Consider the following 21,591-nt stretch of genomic DNA (forward strand, 5'->3'; position numbering starts at 1 on the left):
CCTGCCTTTTTTCAGATCAACACGCAAACGACATGCTTACCGCCCACCACCGGGAAGGTAGGCTGCATCATACATACTCCCCTCGGCTGAGCAGCGCAGCCGCACATGGAACAGCGCATAGGTATCGGCCACAACGCCCCTGCGTGCACGGGCCATATCCGGCAAAGTGTTCAGCACTTCAAAAACCGTTCATCTGGCAGCCCCTTCCGCCTGTGACTCTGCACCAGATAGGCGTCCAAACCACAGTGAGGGCGCGGCAGGTCAAACAGTTGCCAGCGTGGCTCAACCGCCAGAACCGAACGCGTTGGTGCATAAAACGCCAGTTCCGACGCCAAGCCATATTCGTCCGCCACCAGAGGGGCATCATTAGGCACAACAGCGGCAACAGACTGCGCAAAAGCTGGCCAGCCACCTAATTGCCTTAGCGTCATGTCCATATGTGGAGAAAGACGGAACGGCATGAAAGCGGCTTGCACGCATACAATACCCGCGAGCCCAATACCCACAAAACTGGCCGTTTTCCACCACGGCCATGTGACCCATGCGGCAGCCAGAGCCATAATGGGATACAGCACCACCGGCCAGTTAGCCTGTACCCGCGCCCCTAGTGCGTGCTGTACAAACACCCCCACAGGCAGCGCGATCATGCACAGCAGAAGCGAGAAAAAGCCATCTCGCCGCTTCCACAACAGCCAGACGCCACCCGCAAAAACGCAAAAACCAACGGAGTGGCCAGTCCGACCTGCCCACCCAGCAGTTCTCCCATAAAGGACACTGCACGCGCTGGATGCCAGTCCGCGACCCGCCCCCCTTGTTTGAAGAAGCTGGCCCATGCGTGGTGTGCGTTCCACCAGATAACAGGGCTAACACACACACCGGCCACAAAAGCCGCCCCCCAAGGCCAGGGTGTACGCAGCCACGCCCGCCCCTGCTTGGTGACGAACAGCCACAGCACAAGTCCTGCCACAGGCAATAGCACCGTATATTTGCTATCGAACCCCAACCCGGCCGCCAGCCCCACAAGCAGCCACATTCTGGGCCGTTGGCACACACAAACCTGCACCAGCGCCCAGAGCAGAAGCACCATAAACAGCAGCAACGGCGCATCTGGCGTCATGACCAGAGTGCCGAGCTGAATGGCCAATGTTCCATTGAGCAGAGCGCCTGCACGCAGCGCCCCCATACAGGCCAGAGCCTGATCACCCTGCTTTTGCAGCCAGCAATATGCAGCGTGAGCAATTAAGAGTGTGCCAAGGCTGGCAGAAACTGGACCTAGAAGACGCACCCCCTCGGCCGTATCGCCCGCAAGGAACATGCCAAGACGCACCCACACAGCCACCATGGGAGGGTGGTCCAGATAACCACTCGCGGGGGCTAGCGCCCATATGCGGTAATAAGCCTCATCAGGGGAAAGCGGAAGACTGGCCGCCAGCACAAGGCGCAGAAGGGTGAGAACAACAAGCCCCCCTCCCCAATATACCCAGAGTCTGGCCTGCCTACCCAAGGCTACCTTGGCCTCCAGATAAGGGTGGAGGACATGGTGTAATTCCACACCACGGCCAGCACGGCCCCCGCCAGACTGGCTTCATCCAGTCGGTAACTCTGCGCGTACATCATATGCGCCACCCCGACATTAGCCAGAGCGCCAATGGAGCAGACCAGCATAAACACCAGCAGACCCCATACACAGCGCTGCCCATGCAGACGTCGGTCCCGATAGGTGAAATTGTTATCCAGAACGAAGTTCACAATCATGGCCACAACGGTGCCCACGGCCTGCGCTACGGAGAAATGCACCCCAAAAAACCGAACCAGATGCATGACACCAAAATTGGTACCGACCCCCGCCAGCCCCACAAGGCAGAAGGCGACAAACCGCAAGGGCACCAGACCGTGAGAGAATTTTTCCAGCAGTAGAGCCACAAACTGGAGCATCACCAAGGTGTCCAGCTTGCTCTCACCCGCTACGCGGGGGCGGAACCCACAGGCAATTTCCTGCACTTTCAACGGTTTTGCCGATGACAGCAGCAGATCAAGCAAAATTTTAAACCCAGCGCCTGACAGGCGCGGCGCAATGGCGGCAAATGTTTCCTGCCGCACTGCAAAAAAGCCGCTCATTGGGTCCGTGAGTTTGACGGGCAGAAAACACTGGGCCAGCCAGATTCCTCCGTTGGACAAGGCATGCCGCCACGCATTGGCCAGCCCAGCATTGCTGCCGCCTTCCACATGCCGACTGCCAACGGCAACATCGCAGCCCCCGTCAGCCACAGCATCAATGAGCGCAACCAAGCGGGTTTCATCGTGCTGCTGGTCGCCATCCATCACCGCCACAACCTGCGCGGAGGATGAGAGAACGCCCTCAATAACCGCGCTGGACAGCCCCCTACGCCCAACACGACAAATGCCACGCACGTAGGACTTCTGCCTTGCCTGCGCGCGCACGGCCTCGGTTGTGCCATCGGGGGAGTTATCATCAACAAAAATAACTTCCCAGTGCCGCCCCTCCAGCGCTGTTTCCAGCTTGGCGACAAGCGGCGCTATATTGGCAACCTCATTGTAACACGGGACAATAATACTGATTGCGGGGCTACCAGCCGTCCCCCCACTGCCCTGCGCACCCGGTGCGGACATTACTCGTGCGTTCCTTCCCGCACGACCGGCAGCGGCACCCCTTCACGTTCCAGACTGGTCCGTATGGTCTGCAATGTCTGCACCCGAATAACATGGGCGGCTTCGGTCAACTGGCGGGTCAGTGCGTTTTCATGCGCGGCATCGCGTGCGATCAGGCGGACAAGAAAGTCCCCTCCACCCCGGATCATGTGGCACTCGCGCACTTCCGGCCATTCGGCAAGTTGCTGCTCAAACTCGGAAAGCACCGTTTCCTTCTGGCTATCCAGCCCGATGAGCGCAAAAAAGATGATTGGCCAGCCAAGGGCGGTGGCATCGGGCTGGGCATGATAGCCACGGATAACCCCCTCGTCCTCCAGCCGCCGGACGCGCCTGAGGCATGGAGGAGCGGAAATACCAACACGCCGTGCCAGTTCGACATTGGTCATGCGACCGTCATCCTGCAACTCGGCTACGATACGAAGATCAACAGCGTCCAGATCCGTCACCTTATCCGACCTATCCTGTGCAAGATGCAACTCCCTGAAAGAGGGGCGAGTATATGCCACGCTCCCCGCCATGCCGCAAACTCATCTCTTCAACACTTGCTCAACGCCAAGTCACCCGTCATATCCTCTTTTCAACACCATTCTGAACCATGCTTGCGCGGCATAACAACGTCCGCACTTCATTGCTTTGGGGAACTCTTCTGGCATGACCGAGACCATCACGACTGACCTGCTCGTTATTGGCGCAGGCCCGGCAGGCTACACCGCAGCCATTTATGCTGCGCGCGCCAACCTCTCCCCCGTTCTGGTCGCTGGCCTGCAACCGGGTGGGCAGCTGACCATTACAACAGACGTGGAAAACTACCCCGGTTTTGCCAAAGCTGTGCAGGGCCCATGGCTGATGGAGCAGATGGCCGAACAGGCCCAGAATGTTGGCACACGGATTGAATACGACATTATTACATCCGTGGATTTTGCCTCCGGCTCCCCTTTCCGCCTGACCGGGGATTCCGGCACCGTATATGTAGCAAAGGCGGTTATTATTGCGACGGGCGCACAGGCACGGTGGCTGGGCTTACCCAACGAAAAACGGCTACAGGGTGCGGGTGTTTCGGCCTGCGCAACGTGCGATGGCTTTTTCTATCGTGGCAAAAAGGTTGCCGTTGTCGGCGGCGGCAACACAGCGGTGGAAGAAGCCCTGTATCTTACACACCACGCATCCCACGTGACCCTGATCCACCGCCGCGACTCCCTGCGCGCCGAAAAAATCCTGCAGGACCGCCTGCTGAACCACCCCAAAATTTCGGTCATATGGGATAGCGAGGTGGCGGACATTCTCTCTTCAGGCACGCCGGAAGTGGTCTGCGGGGTGCGCCTGCGCAACATCAAGAACCAGAGTGAATCCACTGTCGAAACCGATGGGCTGTTCATTGCCATTGGACATGCCCCGACGACTGGCATCTTCAAAGGCCAGCTTACGCTCGACAACGAAGGGTATATTGAAACCGCTCCCGGAACGACCCGCACATCCGTCCCCGGCGTTTTTGCAGCTGGTGACGTACAGGATAAAATATACCGTCAGGCGGTTACCGCAGCGGGCACCGGCTGCATGGCAGCACTGGATGCGGAGCGGTATCTGGCAGAAGTGCCCAAAACGTAAAGCTGCCCATACCTTGACCACGTGCAGTAATTACTGCACGTAGTAGCTTCGAAAGCATGGTATTGTGCTTTTGTAATTTCAGTCAATTTAGCAGGAGGCGTGCGTGGACTGGGACAAACTCCGGGTTTTCCATGCCGTAGCGGAAGCCGGTTCCTTTACCCACGCGGGGGATGTGCTTAACCTAAGCCAGTCTGCCGTATCCAGACAGATTTCTGCTCTGGAAGATGTTCTTCAGGTACCCCTATTCCACCGTCATGCGCGTGGATTGATCCTGACTGAGCAAGGGGAAACCTTGCATAAAACAGTGCGGGAGGTGTTCTCCAAACTGGAGATGACACAGACCTTGCTGACGGAGAGCAAGGAAAAAGCCGCAGGCCGCCTACGGGTTACGACCACAACAGGTTTTGGTAATTGCTGGCTTATGCCACGACTCCATAAATTCATGGAAGCCAATCCTGAAATTGATATTTGCCTTATTCTGGAAGATAACGATCTGGACTTGGGTATGCGTGAGGCCGATGTGGCCGTACGAATGCACGCCCCCCGCCAGCCAGACCTGATCCAGCGGCATCTGGCAGACTTTAATCTGCCCATTTTTGCAGCCCCCCATTATATTGAACGCTATGGCATGCCTTCCAGCCTGGAAGACATCAAGAACCATCAACTGGTTCTGTTTGGGGAACATCATCCGCCGGTTGCCCACATCAACTGGCTGACCGAAGCGGGACAGGTTAGCAGCCACACACGCCCGGCCAGACTGGAAGTTAACAGCATGGCAGCCATGGCCTCCGCCATAGCAGCGGGTCTGGGCATTGGCTCCATTCCCTCTTATGCGGCAAGTAAATTCCCGGATCTGATTCAGATCCTGCCAGAAATTACGACCCCAACGGTTGATGCTTACTTTGTCTACCCAGAAGAACTGCGAAGCTCCAAACGCGTGGCAGTCTTCCGGGACTTCCTGATGAGCGAACTCGGCATTCGTTAAGCTAATACTGAGTTTTCATTTAATCCCGGCTGTTCCTTTTAACGAACATGCCGGGATTAAATGTATTCGCAGACTATACTTCATAAAAACAAGACTGATATTCCCAGAACACAACTCTTCCTGCGGAATAGAAATACGCCTCAGATATTTAATTGATACGCTTTTCGTCTCCGATGCCAGATCAATGCTGCATTGCAATAAAACAGTATTATTAATTCCAATTTATAAAATACAAGATGTTAATCAGAACATGGTCCGCGCATACGCCACCGTTTCAACATCTGTGTAATCATCAAGTGTGATTACCAAAAATATTACAGATAATTTATGCGAATTCATCCAAATACTCAAAAAATCAACTGTGACTTCTAACATTTTATACCTCTCAACCTCAATTTTGTTTTTTTGTATATTTGGTAGTTCACAAACATTAAATAATTGAGTATGGTTCTCATTATTCACACTGAATTTTAAAATTAGGCCTGTCATGAGTGAGATCCAGAACTATTCGCCTCTCCTAGATCTTGTATCCGAGATTGTGTCTGCACACGTCTCGAACAACCAGACGGACCCGGCTGCCATTCCGGTACTGATCAAGGACGTTTTCCAAGCTCTTAAAACGGCTGACCAGCCCCAGAGCGAACCGGAAAAGCTGCAGCCAGCTGTTCCCGTCAAGCGTTCGGTATTCCCGGACTATATCGTCTGCCTGGAAGACGGTAAAAAACTGAAGATGCTCAAACGCCATCTTCAGAGCGCCTACGGCATGTCCCCCGAGCAGTACCGCGAACGCTGGAACCTGCCTGCGGACTACCCGATGGTTGCCCCCAACTATGCGGAACGCCGCTCCACTCTGGCACGTGAAATCGGGCTGGGTCGCAAGATCCATGCAGCTGGGGATGAAGACGAAACGTCCGGTCGTGCAAAGCGCGGCAAAAAGGCAGCTACAGCCTAAGATAAATTCCTGTGTGCATCGCGGTCTGACCTCCGTGTCAGACCGTTGCGCATTTTTATCTTGACGACCTGCCATAGAGAACGGAATGCTTACATCTGTCTGACACAGAGACTAAGTCAGACCATCTACTCTACCCTAATCGGCAGGGGGCTCTATGACGCGGTCAGAACTTATTGCCATTCTAATAGAAAAAAACCCACACTTGCAGCTTAGAGAGGCAACGCTGCTGGTGAATACGGTTTTTGGCGGCATAACAAGCAGTCTGGCCGCGGGCAACCGCGTTGAGTTGCGTGGGTTTGGTGCTTTTTCTGTAAAAGAAAGAGAGCCACGCTTAGGCCGCAACCCCAAAACAGGGGAGCAGGTCAAAGTGAGCAAAAAGCTGGTGCCTTTCTTCAAAACAGGCAAAGAACTGCACCAGCGCCTTAACAAAACAGAATCGGCTTAACCCGCTTTTATTCGGCGTTACGCTTTACGGTCTGGGCTGCATAGTTAGCTGCCAGCCGCAAATCCTCTACAAATCGGGCATATTCACGCTGTTTACTGGCCTCATCTGGCAACCGTAGTAAATAAGACGGATGCACCGTTACCAACCCCTGCGTTTGTTCCTCCAGAGGGAAAAGACGGGAGCGGGTGCGAGAAATTGTAACCGGCTTTTGCAAAATACTCTGAGCCGCCGTGCCCCCTAACATCACCACCAGAGCAGGCCGAACCAGCCGACGCTCCGCATTCAACCATATGCGACAGGCGGCTATATGCTCGGCCTCGGGTTTCTGATGCAGGCGACGGCTGCCAGTCCATTTAAAATGAAAATGCTTGACCGCATTGGTCACGTAAACCTGCTCACGCTGTATTCCGGCATCACGCAAGGCGTCATCCAAGACCTGCCCTGCTGGCCCGACAAAAGGACGTCCCTGCTGATCTTCCTGATCTCCGGGCTGTTCCCCAACCAGCATAATTGGAGCGTGCTCCGCCCCCTCACCAAAAACCGTGCGGGATGCTGGTTGCCACAAAGCACAAGCGCGACAATCCATGGCCTCGGCCCCAAGCTCTGCAAGTGACTGTGCCGCTTCTACATCCTTAAGTTGGGGTGGCAGAACGCTTAATGCGTAACCACGCCATACGCCACTACCATCTGCCTGCCACGCAACTAATGCGGGATCGGGAATAGTCTCTGTTCCGGCCGCAAATCTTATACCGTTACCAGTCCATTCCATCCGCCTGTAAGGAGTCACAACCTGCCACGGCCGCGCGTTACGCCGCGAACAGTAGCTGGAATTGGCCTCAAGAATATAATGAGCGGGAGTATAAGGTAGTAACGCATTTGTTATCTGAGCACTAAAAGCCGAGAATGCTATGCGAAACTTGAGGGTATCTGCTCTAACGGCAGTCACAAGCTGCCTGAGTTGCTGCAAATCAGAGTCATGTCCATCGGTCAGAGCCAGCTCTTTGCGCGCCAGACGATAGACGATGCGGTACATCAGCGTAAACCGCTCTGGATCACTTGCCTGCAACGCCTGCCCCAATATACCGACAAAGCGACGGGAAAGATTCAAAACAGGCTGATCCGCTGACTGGCCTTCCTGCTGTATTGCGGACCAAGGCTGCTCCTGCTCCGTGGCCGCAACCCGCCATGTCAGGGCTTCTGGCGGAACATTCGCCTGCACAAAGTGCCGGGCTGCGTCCCGCCATGTTACAAAATCAACCTGATGAGCCAGAATAACCTCAGGCATGATTGGCCCCCTACCCCGCTTTACGCCTTAGTCGCCCTTGAAGGCGCTCCACCGTACCCGGCAAATCCACCACGCCCAGAACATGCAGGCAGACCGCATAAATTATGCCCCCCCCCATGACCATGCCAGCCAGCCAAAGTGCGCGGGTAATAAAGATGGCGGGCAGAACCACAACGGAGCCTAGCCCCCATACCGCCAACCCCATAAAGACAGATGCAATGCCCACCCGCGCCATGCGGGACAGGGAAGAGCCATGCAGTTGCAAAGCCTTTTTCCGTTTTAGCAGGAACACCAGAAAAGCCACGTTCACACAGGCAGTCACGCTACTGGCCAAAGGCGGCCCAACATGCGCCAGAGGCTTCATGAACAGCAGGTTCAGAATAAAATTCAGAACCAGAACCCCTATACCAACATACACAGGCGTACGAGTGTCCCCCCGCGCAAAAAACGCCGGGGACAGAACCTTGACCAAAATAAAAGCTGGTAACCCCATGGCATAAGCCCGCAAGGACTGGGCCGATAACAGCGCATCATGCTCGCTAAAAGAGCCATGCCCGAACAGCACAATCATAATCGGGCCGGACAGAACAAGCAGCCCCGCAACGGCAGGCAGGGTTAGCAACATCACATATTCCATGGAGCGGTTCTGAGCGGCATGTGCGCCTTCTACGTCTCCCGCACTTAAATGCTTCGTCAATACAGGCAGAAGCGTCGTACCTGCCGCGGCCCCCAGCACTCCCAGTGGCAACTGGTTAATCCGGTCTGCAAAATACATAAGCGACACGCTACCTGCTGGCAGCAAAGTCCCGATAATAGTGTCCACCGTGAGATTGATCTGCCCTACACCGCTACCGATCAGCCCCGGCACCATACGGCGCAACAAAAGACGAATACGCGGCGTTAACATGGGCCATAGCGGACAAAGACCGAACTGCGCCTTCTCACACGCCCAGGCAAGCAGCCCCAGTTGCACCACGCCAGAGGCGGTAACACCCCATGCCGCGGCGTAGGCCACACTTGGAAAAAAGGGAGAGGCTCCAACAATGGCCAGAATACCCACCACATTGAAGGCAAGATAAGCTGCGGAGGCCACCCCAAACCGATGCAGGCCGTTCAAGACCCCCGCCAGCAACGCTGCAGCGCAGATCATGACCAGATAGGGAAATGTGATGCGGCTCAGGCTGACCGCCAGAGCGTAACGATCTCCACTTTGTAAAAAACCCGGCGCAATCACCCGCAGCACCTGCGGCATGAAGATTTCACCCAGCACACACAGGAACACCAGCCACGCCAGCATAACGCCCAGTGCCCGGCGCGCAAACAGACGCGCTTCATCCCGGCCTTCCTGCACCATGACGGTAGAAAACATGGGCACAAAAGCCGCATTAAATGCGCCTTCACCAAACAGACGGCGGAACATGTTAGGAAGACGAAACGCCACCTGATAGGCATCCTGCAAGGGGCCGGCCCCCATAAAGGCTGCAAGAAGCTGGTCGCGTATGAGTCCTAGAATGCGGCTGAGCATGGTCCAGCCACCGACTGTCAGAAAATTTCTGAGCATGGGATATCCGCTTTAATGTGCAGGCAAGCAGCGGAACACTAGAGATAAATTCAGAAAAAGATACTGGCAAATCCGCCCCTAAGCAAAGAGCAGGCATACTGTGTGCGCCCTCATGCGCTATATTATTCACACGCAACACAGTATGCTGTGCTCAACGCATAATAGAGCGGTCTACACACAACAGGACCATTGGAAAGACACACCCCGCATGCCCACTACGCCTCCATCTTCGTTAGTGCCTGCTCACCAACGCTGCGGCATGATCAAGGCCAGCCAGCGCTCCAAGCGGGGACAGGAAATGGCACGCAGTCTTCTTGCGCTCTTTATTGTGGGTGTGGCCCTCTACACCATACAGGGTTTTCTGCCTGCTCTGGCATGGGGCGGTGTATTTGCCATAGCCACATGGCCGCTTTACTCCCGCGCCTGCCGTATGTGGCCCCATGCAGCAAGGGGCACGCTGCTGCCGCTTCTGTTTACGGCCATCATGGCACTGCTTTTTGTTATTCCACTCACACTCCTGACACTTGAAGCCATAGGAGAGGCCCAGAGCGCGCTGGAATGGGTGGACCATGCCCGCAAATTTGGTGTTCCCGTGCCGGACGTTATTCGGCAACTCCCCCTAGGGGCCACATCCATTGCGCATTTGTGGGAAACACACCTCTCCAACCCGCGTGATGTTTCCGGCCTGCTAGGAGCGCTGGATAATAAGGGCGTTATGGTCACGCGCGCTCTAGGTAGCCAGATTGCACATCGCGGCACGCTATTCTGTTTTTCCATCCTGACACTGTTTTTTCTTTACAAGGATGGTGTTTCCGTCATTCGCCAGTGCCGCGTTGCCTCCTGCCGGGCTTTTGGCCGCAGGGGGGAAAGCATTGCCCGCCAGATTGTTGCGTCCATCCACGGCTCCGTACAGGGGCTGGTGCTGGTTGGTATTGGTGAAGGTGTGCTGATGGGGCTTGTCTATCTTTTTGCCCACGCACCACACCCGGCCCTGTTTGGGGTCATTACGGCTGTAGCCGCCATGATTCCTTTTTGCGCCATGATTGCGATTGGCCTGGTCTCGCTCCTTATTCTCATTTCGGGAGCATCCGTAGCGGGCATCGTTACATTCTGCATTGGCGCTACGGTCATTTTTGTGGCTGACCATTTTGTACGCCCGACCCTGATTGGCGGCACAACAAAGCTGCCGTTCCTTTGGGTGTTGCTGGGCATTTTGGGTGGGGCAGAAATGTGGGGGCTAATCGGCCTGTTTATTGGGCCAGCCGCCATGGCAGCACTCAACCTGATCTGGCGGCGCTGGGCATACGGAAGCAATGCAGAAGTCTGAAAAGACTTTTGCACTTCCCCCCAAGGGTGGGGTTATTTAGCATTTTCTATTTGGAAAAAATATCGGGCAGGCGGGATTCGAACCCACGACCCCCAGTCCCCCAGACTGATGCGCTACCAGACTGCGCTACTGCCCGTTAAGTGTGGGTGGTGTTTAGCAGCCCCCTATGAAGGGCACAACCCACTCCACCTGTTTTTTTTATCTTTTTTACAATCAGGCCAAAATCTTGCGGCGCAATGCCTCAAGTTCAACCAGCACATCGCTCAGATCCGCACGCAAGCGAACATTCTGCCCCATGACCTGAACCAGAGCCTGTTCCAAACCGGCCTCTATTGCAGCTGGCAATTCAGCCACCACGGCTTCGACCTGCTCATAATCTGCCACAGCAGGCGCGTCCTCCACAGGAGCAACCTCGCTCTGGGCTACCGTCACGCCCTCATTTTCACCTTCCGGCGTATCCAACGGCTCGGTACGGGCCAAGGCTCCTTCCTGCAACAGGCGCTGTACACCTTTTACCGTGTAGCCCTGTTTATACAGAAGGTCTGCAATCTGGCTCAGCAGCACAACATCATCGGGTCTGTAGTAGCGGCGGCCTCCCCCTCTTTTCAGAGGGCGCACCTGATGGAACTGCGTCTCCCACAAACGTAGGGTATGTTGGGGAACATGCAGTTCATCTGCGACTTCACTAATGGTCCGAAAAGCTTCTGGCCCCTTCTCGAATCCAACCGACTCCGAAACTTCGGGAGAGGCGCCAAGCGTGTTTTGCTCGGATTCATAAGAAGATGAGGTGCCATTAATCGTCATATTCGACTCCCGGCTCTGTCTCCTCATGGTTGACCTCGGCCCTCAGCAACTGGCTGGACCGGAACACCAGTACGGAGCGGGGAAGAATCGGCACTTCCTCCCCTGTTTTGGGGTTACGCCCGCAGCGTTGCCCCTTTTTACGGACTGAGAACGTGCCAAAACCGCTGATTTTGACACTTTCGCCCCGTTCGAGCGCCTGCATGACTGTCTCCAGAACATCTTCTAGGAGCACAGACGACTCTTTACGAGACAACCCTACCTGCTGATAGATCTGCTCTATCAAAGATGCACGTGTGACAGTTTCCATGTGCAGAAAGGTAACACGCCTGTGCGGCGCGTCAATTCATTCACAATGATGTCACTTGTCTGTTATCGACTGATCACAGGCGGACCAGAACCGAACCCCACGTCAGACCGCCCCCAAGTGCTTCCATAAGCACCAGTTCACCCTTCTGAATCCGACCGTCACGCACGGCTTCATCAAGAGCAAGCGGAATGGATGCAGCGGAGGTGTTGGCGTGCCGGTCAACCGTGACAACAACACGCTCAGCAGGAAGGGCCAGCTTTTTGGCCACGCCTTCAATAATACGAATATTGGCCTGATGCGGTACAAGCCAGTCAACATCCGCGTAGGTCAGGCCTTCTGCGTTCAGCGCCTCATCGACAGAAGAAGACAGTTTAGCCACGGCGTGGCGGAACACATCCCGCCCGCTCATTTTCAAATGCCCACTTTTGTCCGGCTGCCCAACAGCGCCATCCACATACAGCAGATCGCCCGTTGTGCCATCGGAGTGCAGATGCGTGGACAGAATCCCGCGATCGCCGGATTCGTCAGAAGCGGAGAGCACAACGGCCCCTGCCCCATCACCGAACAGAACGCATGTGCCTCTGTCTTCCCAGTCCACAATGCGCGAATAAACTTCGCTACCAATGACTAGAGCGTGGCGCACCTGACCTGAACGAATAAAAGAATCCGCTGTTGCCAGAGCAAAAATAAAACCCGAACAGGCTGCGGCAATATCAAAACCGAAACCGTGGGTCATGCCCAACGCGGCCTGAATACGCACCGCCGTTGCGGGAAAAGCCTGATCCGGCGTGGATGTTGCAACCAGAACAACATCAATATCGTCCGCACTCAGGCCAGCGTAATCCAGCGCCCTGCGTGCGGCCTCGGTCCCCATGGTTGTTGCTGTGTCATGCGGTCCGGCAATGTGGCGACGCGTAATGCCGGTGCGGGTTCTGATCCAGTCATCCGATGTTTCAAGCCGGGTTGCCAGCTCTTCGTTCGTGACAACTCTTTCTGGCAGAAATCCACCAAAACCCACCAGAAGCGAACGTTTCGCCATGACCGTTCTTTCATTATCCGCCAGCACAGGCTGCTTACAGCCTTGCGCACGCAATACATTCGTCCCGTTTATTCAGGAAACCGGGAGGGCTGGTTCACATTCTTCCTCCACCTGCGGGCGCATCAACAACGCCCCCATATGAGAAAGGCGCTCACGAATGCTTTCGTTAAAACCATGCGTGACCATATCCATGGCCACATCGACTGCAGCGGCAAAACCCTCGGCATCCGTGCCGCCATGGGATTTGACCACCACACCATTCAGGCCCACAAAAACTGCGCCATTGTAACGACGGGGGTCCAGCCACTCCTTCATCCGCTCCAGTCCGGGACGGACAAGCAGATACCCCAACCGGGAAATAATCCCGCGCTGGAAGACCCGACGCAACAGGGTGGTTGCCATCTTCAGCACACCCTCGCCGGTTTTCAGAGCAACATTTCCAGTAAAACCGTCGGTTACAACCACATCTGTGGTGCCTGCGGTAATATCATGCCCTTCCACAAAACCATGGAACTGGGCAGCAAGAGGACTCTCGCGCAGCGTCTCGGCCGCCACACGCAGTTTTTCGTCCCCTTTTAATTCTTCCGCACCAATATTGAGCAGGCCAATTGTTGGTGCAGGCAAGCCAAGCACGGACTTGGCAAAGGCTTCGCCCATAACGGCGAATTCCACCAGATTGCGCCAGTCACAGGCAACATTGGCCCCCAAGTCCAGCATGACCACATCACCCTTGATTGTAGGGCTGATGGCCGCCATGGCCGGACGGGAAATACCCGGCAGGGTTTTGACCACAATCTTGGCTAAAGCCAGCATGGCGCCACTGTTGCCCGCAGACACAACCCCTTGGGCGCGTCCGCTAGCCACGGCGTCCATGGCAAGCCGCATGGAGGACTGACGCATCCGCAATGCGGATGTCGGCTTCATGTCCATGGAGATGGACACATCCGTATGCCAAACCGTGCATATGGACGCAGCCTTGGGATACTTCGCCAGCAAAGGTAGCAGGCGCGCTTCATCCCCGATCAGAAGCACCTTGATATTCCGGTGCCGTTCGGCGGCAACGGCAAGCCCGGCAACAACCACTTCTGGAGCCCCATCGCCCCCCATCCCGTCCACGGCAAGGTTGAACACCTCGTTAGGATCAGAAGGAAAACTTTCTGGAATCTCGGTCTTGCTCATGCCTGCTTCTCTGCCATGCCGCAGATGCCTTACCCCCATTATCCCGCGTGTTACGGATGCAACACGCGCTTTCGCGCCTGAAAAATCAGGCGCGAATGGCGACCTTGAGTGCCTTGCCTGCGGCAATCACTTCACGACCGTCATAATGACCACAATGACTGCAAACATTGTGAGGACGCTTCAGTTCGCCACAGTTGGAGCATTCAGCATGAGCTTCTGCGCGCAGAGCTTCATGGCTGCGACGCATGCCACGACGTGAAGGCGAGGTTTTCTTTTTGGGTACAGCCATAAGCCCAGCCCCTTCTCATAAAAATGGTTAGAACAACACGCCTGGTCACGCGTTAACGCACCCAGACGACATAACAGGTTTAACACCAGCACTGAGCCGCGGCCTCTAGCAGACAGCAAGCGTTTTCGCAAGCAATCCTAAAAGAAAACCCAGCAGATGGGCGATATGCGACTACGCACGCCCACCCCGCCAGCGTGCCAGACCGGCAAAGGGACTGGCTTTTTTCTCGCCCCCTTCCTCAAGACCCAACTGCTCGACCTCTTCCTCATCCATGATCAGGCCGGGAGGGAGAGCAACATCAGGCGCATGGGGATACGGCTCCAGATCCAGAGCAAACTGTTCAACCACAGCCTCGCCCAGATCAACGTTCTGCCCCTCATACGGAATTTCATCTATCGCGTCCATATCGGGGACCTCGGCCTCAACAAACTGTGCGGCCGGCACAAAGCGGACAACAAAAGACCCCGCCATAACGTCTTCGAACTCTTCCATGCTTACAACGCAGGTCTGCGTAAAGCGTGCCGCCAACGCCCCCTCGGCCGTTACAACACCTCGGCCGTCATCTTTCAGACGATAACGGCAGCGCAGCATGGCCACATCTTGCAGGCCAAGCCGCCGAGCGACCTTCTTACATTCATCCGGGGTGGCTTCCACCGTCATATCCGTTCCCAGTGTTCCGATTCGGCGCACGGCCAGAGGGCGAGAAAATTCTGGCTTTTCGGTCATGGAACTCTCCTGAAATGACGCTAAAACAAGCAAGCGGGATGGACCTGGAACAAAGCCTTGGCCACCACAGGGACAATCTACCACACAAGCCGGGCTTTATGGAGTAAGGACAACACTACAGGTGCATAAAGCTTGTTCTTTTTGCCATTCAGCAATTGACGCCCCGCGAGTGTTGGGGCATCCGACAGAAATGGCCGTTGCCAGTTGGATGACGATCATGGATCACAATCTTACGTTTGGGACACCCTGACCAGATGACGCCGCCACGCCAGAGCAAGATGATGCGCCTCAAAAGTGCCTGTGGGGCACTTGCCACAGTTCTTGTGCTGTCTGGCTGCCAGGTTTTTGGTCCCACGCCCACACCCAGAGGTTCCCTGCTTGAACCCGAGGAATACAGCCAGCTTGTTCCCGGCTCCAGCACCCGGGCAGATGCCATTGACCTGATGGGTTCCCCCACCACCAAAGGGGCATTTGACGATAACATCTGGATTTATATCTCCATGACCACCCATCTGGTGCCCATGGATTTTCCCGGCATCATCAAGCAGGACCTTGTTGTGCTCAAGTTCAACAACGCCGGAACGCTTGAAAGCATGCGCACGCTCAACCGCAAGGATGCCCTGCGCGTTGCCATGATCAACGAAATTACGCCAACACCGGGCACTAAGATCAACGCTCTTCAACAAATTCTGGGGAACGTGGGGCGTTATAACCCCATGCAGAACATGATGGGTTCTGGTGCGGCAGGTGGACAGGGCGGGATGTTTAACAACAGTTCCGGTCCGGGCCACTTCGGGTCGGGCAACTCTCTGTAACCAAATCCGGGTTGGAATTATCTGACGCCTAGTGCGGCAGATATAGCCTTACACGCAGACCGCCTTCTGGGGCATTCTGTAATTCCATTTCCCCACCGTGGGCGCGCACGATGTCCCGCGCAATGGTCAGGCCCAGACCTGTGCCCCCGCCATGCCCGCTTTCAAAGGCGCGTAGGACCTGCGCCCTGCGGTCTGGCGGAATGCCCGGACCATCATCATCCACCAGAATGCACACCCCGCCGGCAACACCCCGCGCCGTCAGCACCACGCTGGCACCATGCCTGCGGGCATTATCAAACAGGTTACTCAGGGTCCGTCGCATGGCGTCCGGGCGCATATGGGCGTGTAAACCCGGCTCCACGACCAACGCGCGAACATGCACATTGGCACGCCGGGCTGCTGCCACCACGTCCTCCAAGAAAGGCTGCATGGCAACCTGCTGAACGCTCTCTGAACCTTCCCCCCGAGCGAAGGAAAGATAGCTGTCGATCATCTGTTCCATTTCTGCAATGTCACCGATCATCTCGTCCAGATCCTCGGTCATATCCTTGGCACAGATGGTGCCTTCCCGCGGCATCATGGCCAGAGAAAGCCGCAGGCGGGTCAATGGGGTCCGCAGATCGTGCGAGACACCGGCCAGAACGCCCGTACGCTGTGCAACAAAGCGGCTTATCCTGTCCTGCATTCGGTTAAAGGCCACAGCTGCCTTACGCACCTCCTGCGCGCCTGCAGGGCGTATAGGGCCAATATCCCGCCCCATACCAAACTGCTCCGCCGCCAGCGCCAGTTGGCGGATGGCTCGCACCTGATTGCGCATGAACAGCCCGGCAATAATGAACAGCAGTAACGAACTGCCAACAGCCCACGCCACAAACAGCCATATCTGCCCCATATCCAGCCGTTTTCTGGGCGTATCTATCTCCAGCACACCATCGGGCAACTGAATGTAGATCCGCACGGTGCGATGGAAATGCCGCCAGCTAATAAAAAACGGGTAGCTAATAGCCTCCCGCAGGGCATGTACAAGGTCATCATCCATGGGCCCCAGCACATGGGTGGACCCCACGCGGGACAATTTTTCACCCGGTCGCCAGATTTCTATAAGCTGAAGCTGCTCACGCGCCTGCGCAACAAACCACTCCTTATCCGCCGGGTTTTTAAGCCGCTCCAACGCGTTGAGGGACAAAACAATTTCCGCCGTAACCGAGCCGGTAAGCCGCCGGGATACGACTTTGAGAAAATTGCCGTAATACAACTCAAGCGCGATTCCCTGCGTAATCAGCAAAGGGAAAAGCACAATCAGCAATGAGCGTCCCAGAAGGGAGCGCGGCAGCACACGCCTGATGGCTTTTTCCATCCGGAATGCACTCCACCGCCCACGCAAAAAACGACGAAAACTCTTCCGGTCGGTCATCCGCTACAGGCCCGGCTTCAACACGTATCCACGCCCACGCACCGTATGCAAAAAGCGCGGCTCACGCGGGTCCGGCTCTATGCAACGGCGCAGGCGGGTCACCTGCACATCCACCGCACGCTCGCCTATTTCGGTCATATCCATCGCCTTGGCAATATCCTCACGCGTGAATGTCTCATTCGGTTTGCGTGCCAGAACGGACAGCAGGGCTGCCTCCCCCCCGGTCAGATGGATATTCCCATCAGGGCCGGTAAGGAGGAGCCTGACGGGGTCAAATTCCTTGTCACCCAAGCGGACAATGCGCAGGTTGTCCGTTGGGGGTGGGGGCTGATGCCGCCTGAGGTGGGCCTTGAGCCGCAACAGCAGTTCCTTGGGCTCAAACGGCTTGCCCAGATAGTCATCCGCGCCAGCTTCCAGCCCAGTAATGCGGTCCTCCGGCTCGCCCCGTGCGGTCAGGAGCAGAATGGGCAGGTCTTGGCCCGCATCGCGCAGCGCACGGGTTAGCTCCAACCCGTTCTCACCCGGCATGGTAACATCCAACACAAGGGCGTCGGGCTGAATACCTTCCAGCGTATGGCGCGCTTCGGCCGCATTGGCAGCAACGCTGACCCGGAACCCGTGCTCAAACAGATAACGTTGCAGCAGACGCCGCAGGCGTGGGTCATCATCCACCACCATAACATGCGATGCCACCTCAGTTTCCGTGCCTGTCATCTGCTCAGACATGTTACCGCCCTTCCCTGCGCCCTGCGCTCTCTTCCGTCAGCAAAGCACGACTGTGCTCGGACAGCATCCCGCTTATAACCCGCCTGAACCCCTCTACCGCAGGGCCACCGGCCTCCCGGTAGGCGGCAACCAGCCTTTGCCGAATTACAGCAAACAGGCGAGCTTCCGCCGCCTTGCCCGTGGGGCTTAAAAACAGCAGTTTTTGCCTTCTATCCTGCCGGCCAACCCTGCTTTCCAGATATGCGCGTGCATCCAGTTCCTGCAACGTGCGCCCCAAACTCTGCTTGGTCACACCCAGAATATCCTGCAAGCGGCTAACCGGAATACCGGGGCTAAACGCCAGCACCTGCAAAACCCGGTAATGCGCACGCCCCAGACCATCCTCCTCCAACACGGGTGCTACAGCCTCCGCCATGTCCCGCGCAGCCAGAAACATGAGCGTCTGCGCCAGTCTCAGACTCTCCTCACGCAGGAACAGCAGGTCAGACCCCGCACGTTCATGAGGGGACGGCGGCATCACCATCGGGCGTCTTACCGGGCAGCAGCCGAGGCTGCGGGCGTAAATATGCCAGTACCAAAACGGGCCTTTATGCGGCCTATACGCAGGACATCCGCCAGTCGACGATCCACAAACGCCTCAAACCCGGCCACATCGCTGCCGCGCGCCAGCCAGTACAGGAAGACCGAAGCATACAGACTGCCAAGGGTCAGCCGTTTACTCACATAGGTTAGACCCGTGGCATCATCCTGCGCGGCCTGCCATATGGCGTTCACCGTACGCAGCCATGCCCGCCGGAACGCCTTTTGTCCCTTAATGGATAAAAACACCGCCATGCCTCGGACCGCGGCAGCGCGCCGTTTTTCATCCGGCGGAAGGCGCAGCAATATGGCCTGCCGCACCCGCTGGCTGAGGCGCGGCTCATCCGTGTCCAGCATGGCTTCGATCATGGTTCGGTCACACAGATCCGACCACGCCTCCACCATTTCCACCACTCCAGAGGGAAAAAGTAGGTCCGCATCCGGCCCCGCAACGGATTTGAGCGTCTCCATGCTCCAGCCGCGCTCGCCTGCCACCGCAGCCAGTTTCCGCAAAGCTGCATCCCGGTCCTCATCACGCTCCATCGGAGCGGGCATGACGCCCACGGCCAGCGTTGCCACCGCCAGAGAAAGAGCCTGTTCCAATTTTTCCGGCAGTATGCTCATGCTTTTACCCCATACCGTACAATTTCCGCAGCAAACCCAAAGCGCGCCATGTCTGTCATACGCATGGGATAGAGGATTCCGTCGAGATGATCCATTTCATGCTGCATAACATTAGCGCAAAAGCCAGAAGCCACACCTTCTACCCGCTCGCCATGCTCATTCCACCCGCTATACCGCACACGGCGATAACGCGGCACCTCTCCCCTTAATCCGGGAATGGACAGGCAGCCTTCAAAACGAGGCACCATCTCCGCACCATCGGGCTCCAGAACCGGGTTAATCAACGCCTGCACCGGACGGGGCGGGTCATCCTCCCCCTCACTCCGCGCAAGAGGCACTGAATAAAGAAAAAGCCGCAGCGACGCATAAACCTGCGGCGCCGCCAGCCCCACGCCACCACTCTCTGCCAGGGTTTCGCGCATATTTTGCAGCAGATCCCTGATCTGGGGAGCGTTGATGTCTTCCACCTCTGCCGCTTTTTGCAGCAGGATCGGGTGCCCCATACGGGCAATTGCAAGAACCGACATGCTGTACTGCTTTCCTGTTTTTTGCACATCCACAATAAAACACACGGAAGTGCGGGGCTGATACGCAAGAACGAATTGTATCTTGTCTTAAGGCCGTGTTATAGAGACCGCCAACAGTGGAATCGGCAGCCCGGAAGGGTAACGCAGATCTCCTTCCTTTATGGCTTCCCAAAAACCGGTTTGCCGGATTTTTTTTGAACAGGGGTTAGTGACCAAGTGCACGTTCTAGTCCGTGACAACAATGTCGATCAGGCTCTTAAAGCGCTCAAGAAAAAAATGCAGCGCGAAGGCATCTTCCGTGAAATGAAACTGCGTCGGCACTTTGAAAAGCCGTCCGAACGCAAAGCGCGTGAAGCGGCAGAAGCCGTGCGTCGCGCACGCAAAATGGAACGGAAGCGTCTGGAACGCGAAGGCTTCTAATTCAGCCTCCTCCTGTTTTGCAGGCTTAAAGGTCGGTTACCACTTGGTACCGGCCTTTTTGTTTGTCTGCACGTCAGCACCAAACATCTGCCCTTGGCGGGAAAACAGGCATAAAAAAAAAGCCACCACACTCATACGTGTAGTGGCTTTTTTAACGACTGATGGGCTCGCGCTTAGTTGCTCTGGAGCTTGTCCAGTTCGCGCACAATGGCTTCGCCCATAACGGACGTACCAACGCGGGCCATACCTTCCGCCATAATGTCCGCTGTACGCAGACCGCTGGCCAGAACATTAGAGACTGCCTGCTCGATCATATCTGCCTCCGTCTGGAGGTTCAGCGAATAACGCAGCAGCATGGCAAAGGAGAGGATCTGAGCAATTGGGTTGGCAATGCCCTGCCCTGCAATATCCGGCGCGCTCCCGTGGATGGGTTCATACAGAGCCGGACGGCGACCATCAGCCTGTTCTGCCCCCAAGGTTGCGGATGGCAGCATACCAAGGCTGCCAGTCAGCATGGATGCCAGATCAGACAGAATGTCACCAAACAGGTTGCCGGTCACCAATACGTCAAACTGACGCGGGTTACGCACCAACTGCATGGCGCAGTTATCGGCCAGCATGTGAGAAAGTTCGACATCCGGGAATTCACGGGCGTGCACATCGGTCACGACCTCTTTCCACAGCAGGCCGCTTTCCATCACGTTGCATTTTTCCACCGAGCATACGCGGTTGTCACGCTTGCGAGCCAGATCGAATGCAACGCGGGCCACGCGCTGAATTTCCGATGTGGTGTACACTTCAGTGTTAATGCCGCGCTTGGAGCCATCGGGCAGGGTTTCAATCCCACGCGGGTCACCAAAGTAAATGCCACCCACCGTTTCGCGCACGATCATGATATCCAGACCGCGCACCACATCTGGCTTGAGTGTGCTGGAGTCCACCAGTGCATCAAACACTTTGGCAGGCCGCAGATTAGCGAACAGCCCCAGCTCCTGACGCAGCTTGAGAATGGCAACTTCAGGGCGCTTGTCAAAGCCTACATGCCCCCATTTGGGGTCCCCGACCGAGCCAAACAGAACAGCATCCGCCGCCCATGCCTTCTCAATCACTTCATCACGAATAGGCACGCCATATTCCGCCAGAGACGCGCCACCCACCAAGTCCTCGGTCAGGTCAAACCTGAGGCCACGCTTCTGTTCCAGCCATGCCATAATGCGGCCGACTTCCCGCATAACTTCCGGGCCAATGCCATCTCCGGGCAGGACAAGGAGTTTAACGGGCTGCTTCTGTTCAGTCATGGCGATGCTCCGTA

26 protein-coding genes and 1 tRNA gene are annotated in these 21,591 nt (G+C 56.2%); 7 read left to right on the forward strand and 20 right to left on the reverse strand.

Translation table 11 applies throughout. From position 1 onward, the window contains the following. Nucleotides 1-36 precede the first annotated feature (36 nt). From AGA_RS14170 to AGA_RS09820, 5 genes are read right to left on the reverse strand one after another with little or no spacing between them, the layout of a single operon-like run. Nucleotides 37-177 (reverse strand): hypothetical protein, encoded by a 141-nt coding sequence (locus AGA_RS14170; RefSeq protein ID WP_231945779.1) that lies wholly within the window; start codon nucleotides 175-177, stop codon nucleotides 37-39. Continuing rightward, a complete protein-coding gene (locus tag AGA_RS14175) occupies nucleotides 171-647 on the reverse strand; it encodes a hypothetical protein (protein WP_231945780.1) in 477 nt (158 codons plus the stop codon). The genes AGA_RS14170 and AGA_RS14175 overlap by 7 nt, the downstream gene beginning before the upstream one ends. Beyond that, nucleotides 644-1,552: a glycosyltransferase family 39 protein gene (locus AGA_RS14180; protein WP_231945781.1), complete on the reverse strand. Its 909-nt coding sequence runs from the start codon at nucleotides 1,550-1,552 to the stop codon at nucleotides 644-646. Before AGA_RS14180 ends, AGA_RS14175 begins: the two co-directional genes overlap by 4 nt. Further along, nucleotides 1,507-2,631, reverse strand: a complete 1,125-nt coding sequence (locus AGA_RS09815; RefSeq protein ID WP_059024147.1) for a glycosyltransferase — start codon at nucleotides 2,629-2,631, stop codon at nucleotides 1,507-1,509. Before AGA_RS09815 ends, AGA_RS14180 begins: the two co-directional genes overlap by 46 nt. Next, complete coding sequence (locus tag AGA_RS09820) at nucleotides 2,631-3,188, reverse strand: Lrp/AsnC family transcriptional regulator (RefSeq protein WP_083503613.1); 558 nt, start codon at nucleotides 3,186-3,188, stop codon at nucleotides 2,631-2,633. Before AGA_RS09820 ends, AGA_RS09815 begins: the two co-directional genes overlap by 1 nt. Nucleotides 3,189-3,321: 133 nt before the next feature. On the opposite strand from AGA_RS09820, the gene trxB reads away from it, so the two are divergent. The 4 genes from trxB to AGA_RS09845 all read left to right on the forward strand — a co-directional run bounded on the left by trxB (nucleotide 3,322) and on the right by AGA_RS09845 (nucleotide 6,657). Next, a complete protein-coding gene (gene trxB / locus AGA_RS09825) occupies nucleotides 3,322-4,275 on the forward strand; it encodes a thioredoxin-disulfide reductase (RefSeq protein ID WP_059024151.1) in 954 nt (317 codons plus the stop codon). Nucleotides 4,276-4,378: 103 nt separating this feature from the next. Further along, nucleotides 4,379-5,260, forward strand: a complete 882-nt coding sequence (locus AGA_RS09830) for a LysR family transcriptional regulator (RefSeq protein WP_059024153.1) — start codon at nucleotides 4,379-4,381, stop codon at nucleotides 5,258-5,260. Nucleotides 5,261-5,747: 487 nt separating this feature from the next. Continuing rightward, nucleotides 5,748-6,212 (forward strand): MucR family transcriptional regulator, encoded by a 465-nt coding sequence (locus AGA_RS09840; RefSeq protein ID WP_059024156.1) that lies wholly within the window; start codon nucleotides 5,748-5,750, stop codon nucleotides 6,210-6,212. 154 nt (nucleotides 6,213-6,366) lie between these two features. Then, nucleotides 6,367-6,657, forward strand: coding sequence for an integration host factor subunit beta (locus AGA_RS09845; RefSeq protein WP_059024158.1), 291 nt, complete (start codon nucleotides 6,367-6,369; stop codon nucleotides 6,655-6,657). 7 nt (nucleotides 6,658-6,664) lie between these two features. On the opposite strand, the gene AGA_RS09850 is transcribed toward AGA_RS09845, so the two are convergent. Then, nucleotides 6,665-7,942: a UdgX family uracil-DNA binding protein gene (locus AGA_RS09850; protein ID WP_059024160.1), complete on the reverse strand. Its 1,278-nt coding sequence runs from the start codon at nucleotides 7,940-7,942 to the stop codon at nucleotides 6,665-6,667. 10 nt (nucleotides 7,943-7,952) lie between these two features. Next, nucleotides 7,953-9,503: a murein biosynthesis integral membrane protein MurJ gene (gene murJ / locus AGA_RS09855; RefSeq protein WP_059024162.1), complete on the reverse strand. Its 1,551-nt coding sequence runs from the start codon at nucleotides 9,501-9,503 to the stop codon at nucleotides 7,953-7,955. Nucleotides 9,504-9,711: 208 nt separating this feature from the next. Between murJ and AGA_RS09860 the strand changes: the two genes are divergently transcribed. Beyond that, entirely contained in the window at nucleotides 9,712-10,830 is a 1,119-nt protein-coding gene (locus AGA_RS09860) for an AI-2E family transporter (protein WP_059024164.1), read from the forward strand. A 62-nt stretch (nucleotides 10,831-10,892) separates the two neighbouring features. On the opposite strand, the gene AGA_RS09865 is transcribed toward AGA_RS09860, so the two are convergent. The 7 genes from AGA_RS09865 to AGA_RS09895 all read right to left on the reverse strand — a co-directional run bounded on the left by AGA_RS09865 (nucleotide 10,893) and on the right by AGA_RS09895 (nucleotide 15,174). Further along, a tRNA-Pro gene (locus AGA_RS09865) sits at nucleotides 10,893-10,966 on the reverse strand. Between the two features lie 77 nt (nucleotides 10,967-11,043). Further along, on the reverse strand, nucleotides 11,044-11,634 hold the full coding sequence (locus tag AGA_RS13485; RefSeq protein ID WP_083503614.1) for a MerR family transcriptional regulator: 591 nt from the start codon (nucleotides 11,632-11,634) through the stop codon (nucleotides 11,044-11,046). Beyond that, the gene (locus AGA_RS09875; protein WP_264811541.1) at nucleotides 11,624-11,977 is read right to left on the reverse strand and encodes an integration host factor subunit alpha; all 354 of its coding nucleotides are present in this window, start codon (nucleotides 11,975-11,977) and stop codon (nucleotides 11,624-11,626) included. The genes AGA_RS13485 and AGA_RS09875 overlap by 11 nt, the downstream gene beginning before the upstream one ends. 37 nt (nucleotides 11,978-12,014) lie before the next feature. Beyond that, on the reverse strand, nucleotides 12,015-12,980 hold the full coding sequence (locus AGA_RS09880; protein WP_059024811.1) for a beta-ketoacyl-ACP synthase III: 966 nt from the start codon (nucleotides 12,978-12,980) through the stop codon (nucleotides 12,015-12,017). 72 nt (nucleotides 12,981-13,052) lie between these two features. Continuing rightward, a complete protein-coding gene (plsX, locus tag AGA_RS09885; protein ID WP_059024166.1) occupies nucleotides 13,053-14,159 on the reverse strand; it encodes a phosphate acyltransferase PlsX in 1,107 nt (368 codons plus the stop codon). Nucleotides 14,160-14,244: 85 nt separating this feature from the next. Continuing rightward, nucleotides 14,245-14,448: a 50S ribosomal protein L32 gene (rpmF, locus tag AGA_RS09890; protein WP_059024168.1), complete on the reverse strand. Its 204-nt coding sequence runs from the start codon at nucleotides 14,446-14,448 to the stop codon at nucleotides 14,245-14,247. 171 nt (nucleotides 14,449-14,619) lie between these two features. Beyond that, entirely contained in the window at nucleotides 14,620-15,174 is a 555-nt protein-coding gene (locus AGA_RS09895; RefSeq protein WP_059024170.1) for a DUF177 domain-containing protein, read from the reverse strand. Between the two features lie 254 nt (nucleotides 15,175-15,428). Between AGA_RS09895 and AGA_RS09900 the strand changes: the two genes are divergently transcribed. After that, nucleotides 15,429-15,989, forward strand: coding sequence for an outer membrane protein assembly factor BamE (locus AGA_RS09900; protein WP_083503615.1), 561 nt, complete (start codon nucleotides 15,429-15,431; stop codon nucleotides 15,987-15,989). 28 nt (nucleotides 15,990-16,017) lie between these two features. Here the strand turns inward: AGA_RS09900 and AGA_RS09905 are convergent, their stop codons facing one another. From AGA_RS09905 to def, 5 genes are read right to left on the reverse strand one after another with little or no spacing between them, the layout of a single operon-like run. Further along, nucleotides 16,018-17,403, reverse strand: coding sequence for an ATP-binding protein (locus AGA_RS09905; protein WP_059024171.1), 1,386 nt, complete (start codon nucleotides 17,401-17,403; stop codon nucleotides 16,018-16,020). Between the two features lie 3 nt (nucleotides 17,404-17,406). Next, nucleotides 17,407-18,129: a response regulator gene (locus tag AGA_RS09910; protein WP_059024172.1), complete on the reverse strand. Its 723-nt coding sequence runs from the start codon at nucleotides 18,127-18,129 to the stop codon at nucleotides 17,407-17,409. A 1-nt stretch (nucleotide 18,130) separates the two neighbouring features. Then, entirely contained in the window at nucleotides 18,131-18,652 is a 522-nt protein-coding gene (locus AGA_RS09915) for a MarR family winged helix-turn-helix transcriptional regulator (RefSeq protein WP_059024173.1), read from the reverse strand. 8 nt (nucleotides 18,653-18,660) lie between these two features. After that, entirely contained in the window at nucleotides 18,661-19,332 is a 672-nt protein-coding gene (locus AGA_RS09920; protein WP_059024174.1) for a ubiquinone biosynthesis protein COQ9, read from the reverse strand. Beyond that, complete coding sequence (def, locus tag AGA_RS09925; RefSeq protein WP_059024813.1) at nucleotides 19,329-19,859, reverse strand: peptide deformylase; 531 nt, start codon at nucleotides 19,857-19,859, stop codon at nucleotides 19,329-19,331. The genes AGA_RS09920 and def overlap by 4 nt, the downstream gene beginning before the upstream one ends. Nucleotides 19,860-20,075: 216 nt before the next feature. On the opposite strand from def, the gene rpsU reads away from it, so the two are divergent. After that, nucleotides 20,076-20,279, forward strand: coding sequence for a 30S ribosomal protein S21 (gene rpsU / locus AGA_RS09930; protein ID WP_003623949.1), 204 nt, complete (start codon nucleotides 20,076-20,078; stop codon nucleotides 20,277-20,279). A gap of 173 nt (nucleotides 20,280-20,452) precedes the next feature. Here rpsU and leuB read toward each other — a convergent pair whose 3' ends face one another. Then, nucleotides 20,453-21,577, reverse strand: coding sequence for a 3-isopropylmalate dehydrogenase (leuB, locus tag AGA_RS09935; RefSeq protein ID WP_059024175.1), 1,125 nt, complete (start codon nucleotides 21,575-21,577; stop codon nucleotides 20,453-20,455). Nucleotides 21,578-21,591 lie beyond the last annotated feature (14 nt).

Origin of the sequence: Acetobacter ghanensis, assembly GCF_001499675.1 — a bacterium.
Taxonomy (GTDB): domain Bacteria; phylum Pseudomonadota; class Alphaproteobacteria; order Acetobacterales; family Acetobacteraceae; genus Acetobacter; species Acetobacter ghanensis.

Excerpts from the sequence above, each read along its gene's own strand:
- AGA_RS14175 (WP_231945780.1), bottom strand. The coding sequence starts at position 647 with ATGATCGCGCTGCCTGTGGGGGTGTTTGTACAGCACGCACTAGGGGCG.
- AGA_RS09815 (WP_059024147.1), bottom strand. The coding sequence starts at position 2,631 with ATGTCCGCACCGGGTGCGCAGGGCAGTGGGGGGACGGCTGGTAGCCCC.
- AGA_RS09820 (WP_083503613.1), bottom strand. The coding sequence starts at position 3,188 with ATGGCGGGGAGCGTGGCATATACTCGCCCCTCTTTCAGGGAGTTGCAT.
- trxB (WP_059024151.1), top strand. The coding sequence starts at position 3,322 with ATGACCGAGACCATCACGACTGACCTGCTCGTTATTGGCGCAGGCCCG.
- AGA_RS09840 (WP_059024156.1), top strand. The coding sequence starts at position 5,748 with ATGAGTGAGATCCAGAACTATTCGCCTCTCCTAGATCTTGTATCCGAG.
- AGA_RS09845 (WP_059024158.1), top strand. The coding sequence starts at position 6,367 with ATGACGCGGTCAGAACTTATTGCCATTCTAATAGAAAAAAACCCACAC.
- AGA_RS09850 (WP_059024160.1), bottom strand. The coding sequence starts at position 7,942 with ATGCCTGAGGTTATTCTGGCTCATCAGGTTGATTTTGTAACATGGCGG.
- murJ (WP_059024162.1), bottom strand. The coding sequence starts at position 9,503 with ATGCTCAGAAATTTTCTGACAGTCGGTGGCTGGACCATGCTCAGCCGC.
- AGA_RS09860 (WP_059024164.1), top strand. The coding sequence starts at position 9,712 with ATGCCCACTACGCCTCCATCTTCGTTAGTGCCTGCTCACCAACGCTGC.
- AGA_RS13485 (WP_083503614.1), bottom strand. The coding sequence starts at position 11,634 with ATGACGATTAATGGCACCTCATCTTCTTATGAATCCGAGCAAAACACG.
- AGA_RS09880 (WP_059024811.1), bottom strand. The coding sequence starts at position 12,980 with ATGGCGAAACGTTCGCTTCTGGTGGGTTTTGGTGGATTTCTGCCAGAA.
- plsX (WP_059024166.1), bottom strand. The coding sequence starts at position 14,159 with ATGAGCAAGACCGAGATTCCAGAAAGTTTTCCTTCTGATCCTAACGAG.
- rpmF (WP_059024168.1), bottom strand. The coding sequence starts at position 14,448 with ATGGCTGTACCCAAAAAGAAAACCTCGCCTTCACGTCGTGGCATGCGT.
- AGA_RS09895 (WP_059024170.1), bottom strand. The coding sequence starts at position 15,174 with ATGACCGAAAAGCCAGAATTTTCTCGCCCTCTGGCCGTGCGCCGAATC.
- AGA_RS09900 (WP_083503615.1), top strand. The coding sequence starts at position 15,429 with ATGACGCCGCCACGCCAGAGCAAGATGATGCGCCTCAAAAGTGCCTGT.
- AGA_RS09905 (WP_059024171.1), bottom strand. The coding sequence starts at position 17,403 with ATGACCGACCGGAAGAGTTTTCGTCGTTTTTTGCGTGGGCGGTGGAGT.
- AGA_RS09910 (WP_059024172.1), bottom strand. The coding sequence starts at position 18,129 with ATGTCTGAGCAGATGACAGGCACGGAAACTGAGGTGGCATCGCATGTT.
- AGA_RS09915 (WP_059024173.1), bottom strand. The coding sequence starts at position 18,652 with ATGGTGATGCCGCCGTCCCCTCATGAACGTGCGGGGTCTGACCTGCTG.
- AGA_RS09920 (WP_059024174.1), bottom strand. The coding sequence starts at position 19,332 with ATGAGCATACTGCCGGAAAAATTGGAACAGGCTCTTTCTCTGGCGGTG.
- def (WP_059024813.1), bottom strand. The coding sequence starts at position 19,859 with ATGTCGGTTCTTGCAATTGCCCGTATGGGGCACCCGATCCTGCTGCAA.
- leuB (WP_059024175.1), bottom strand. The coding sequence starts at position 21,577 with ATGACTGAACAGAAGCAGCCCGTTAAACTCCTTGTCCTGCCCGGAGAT.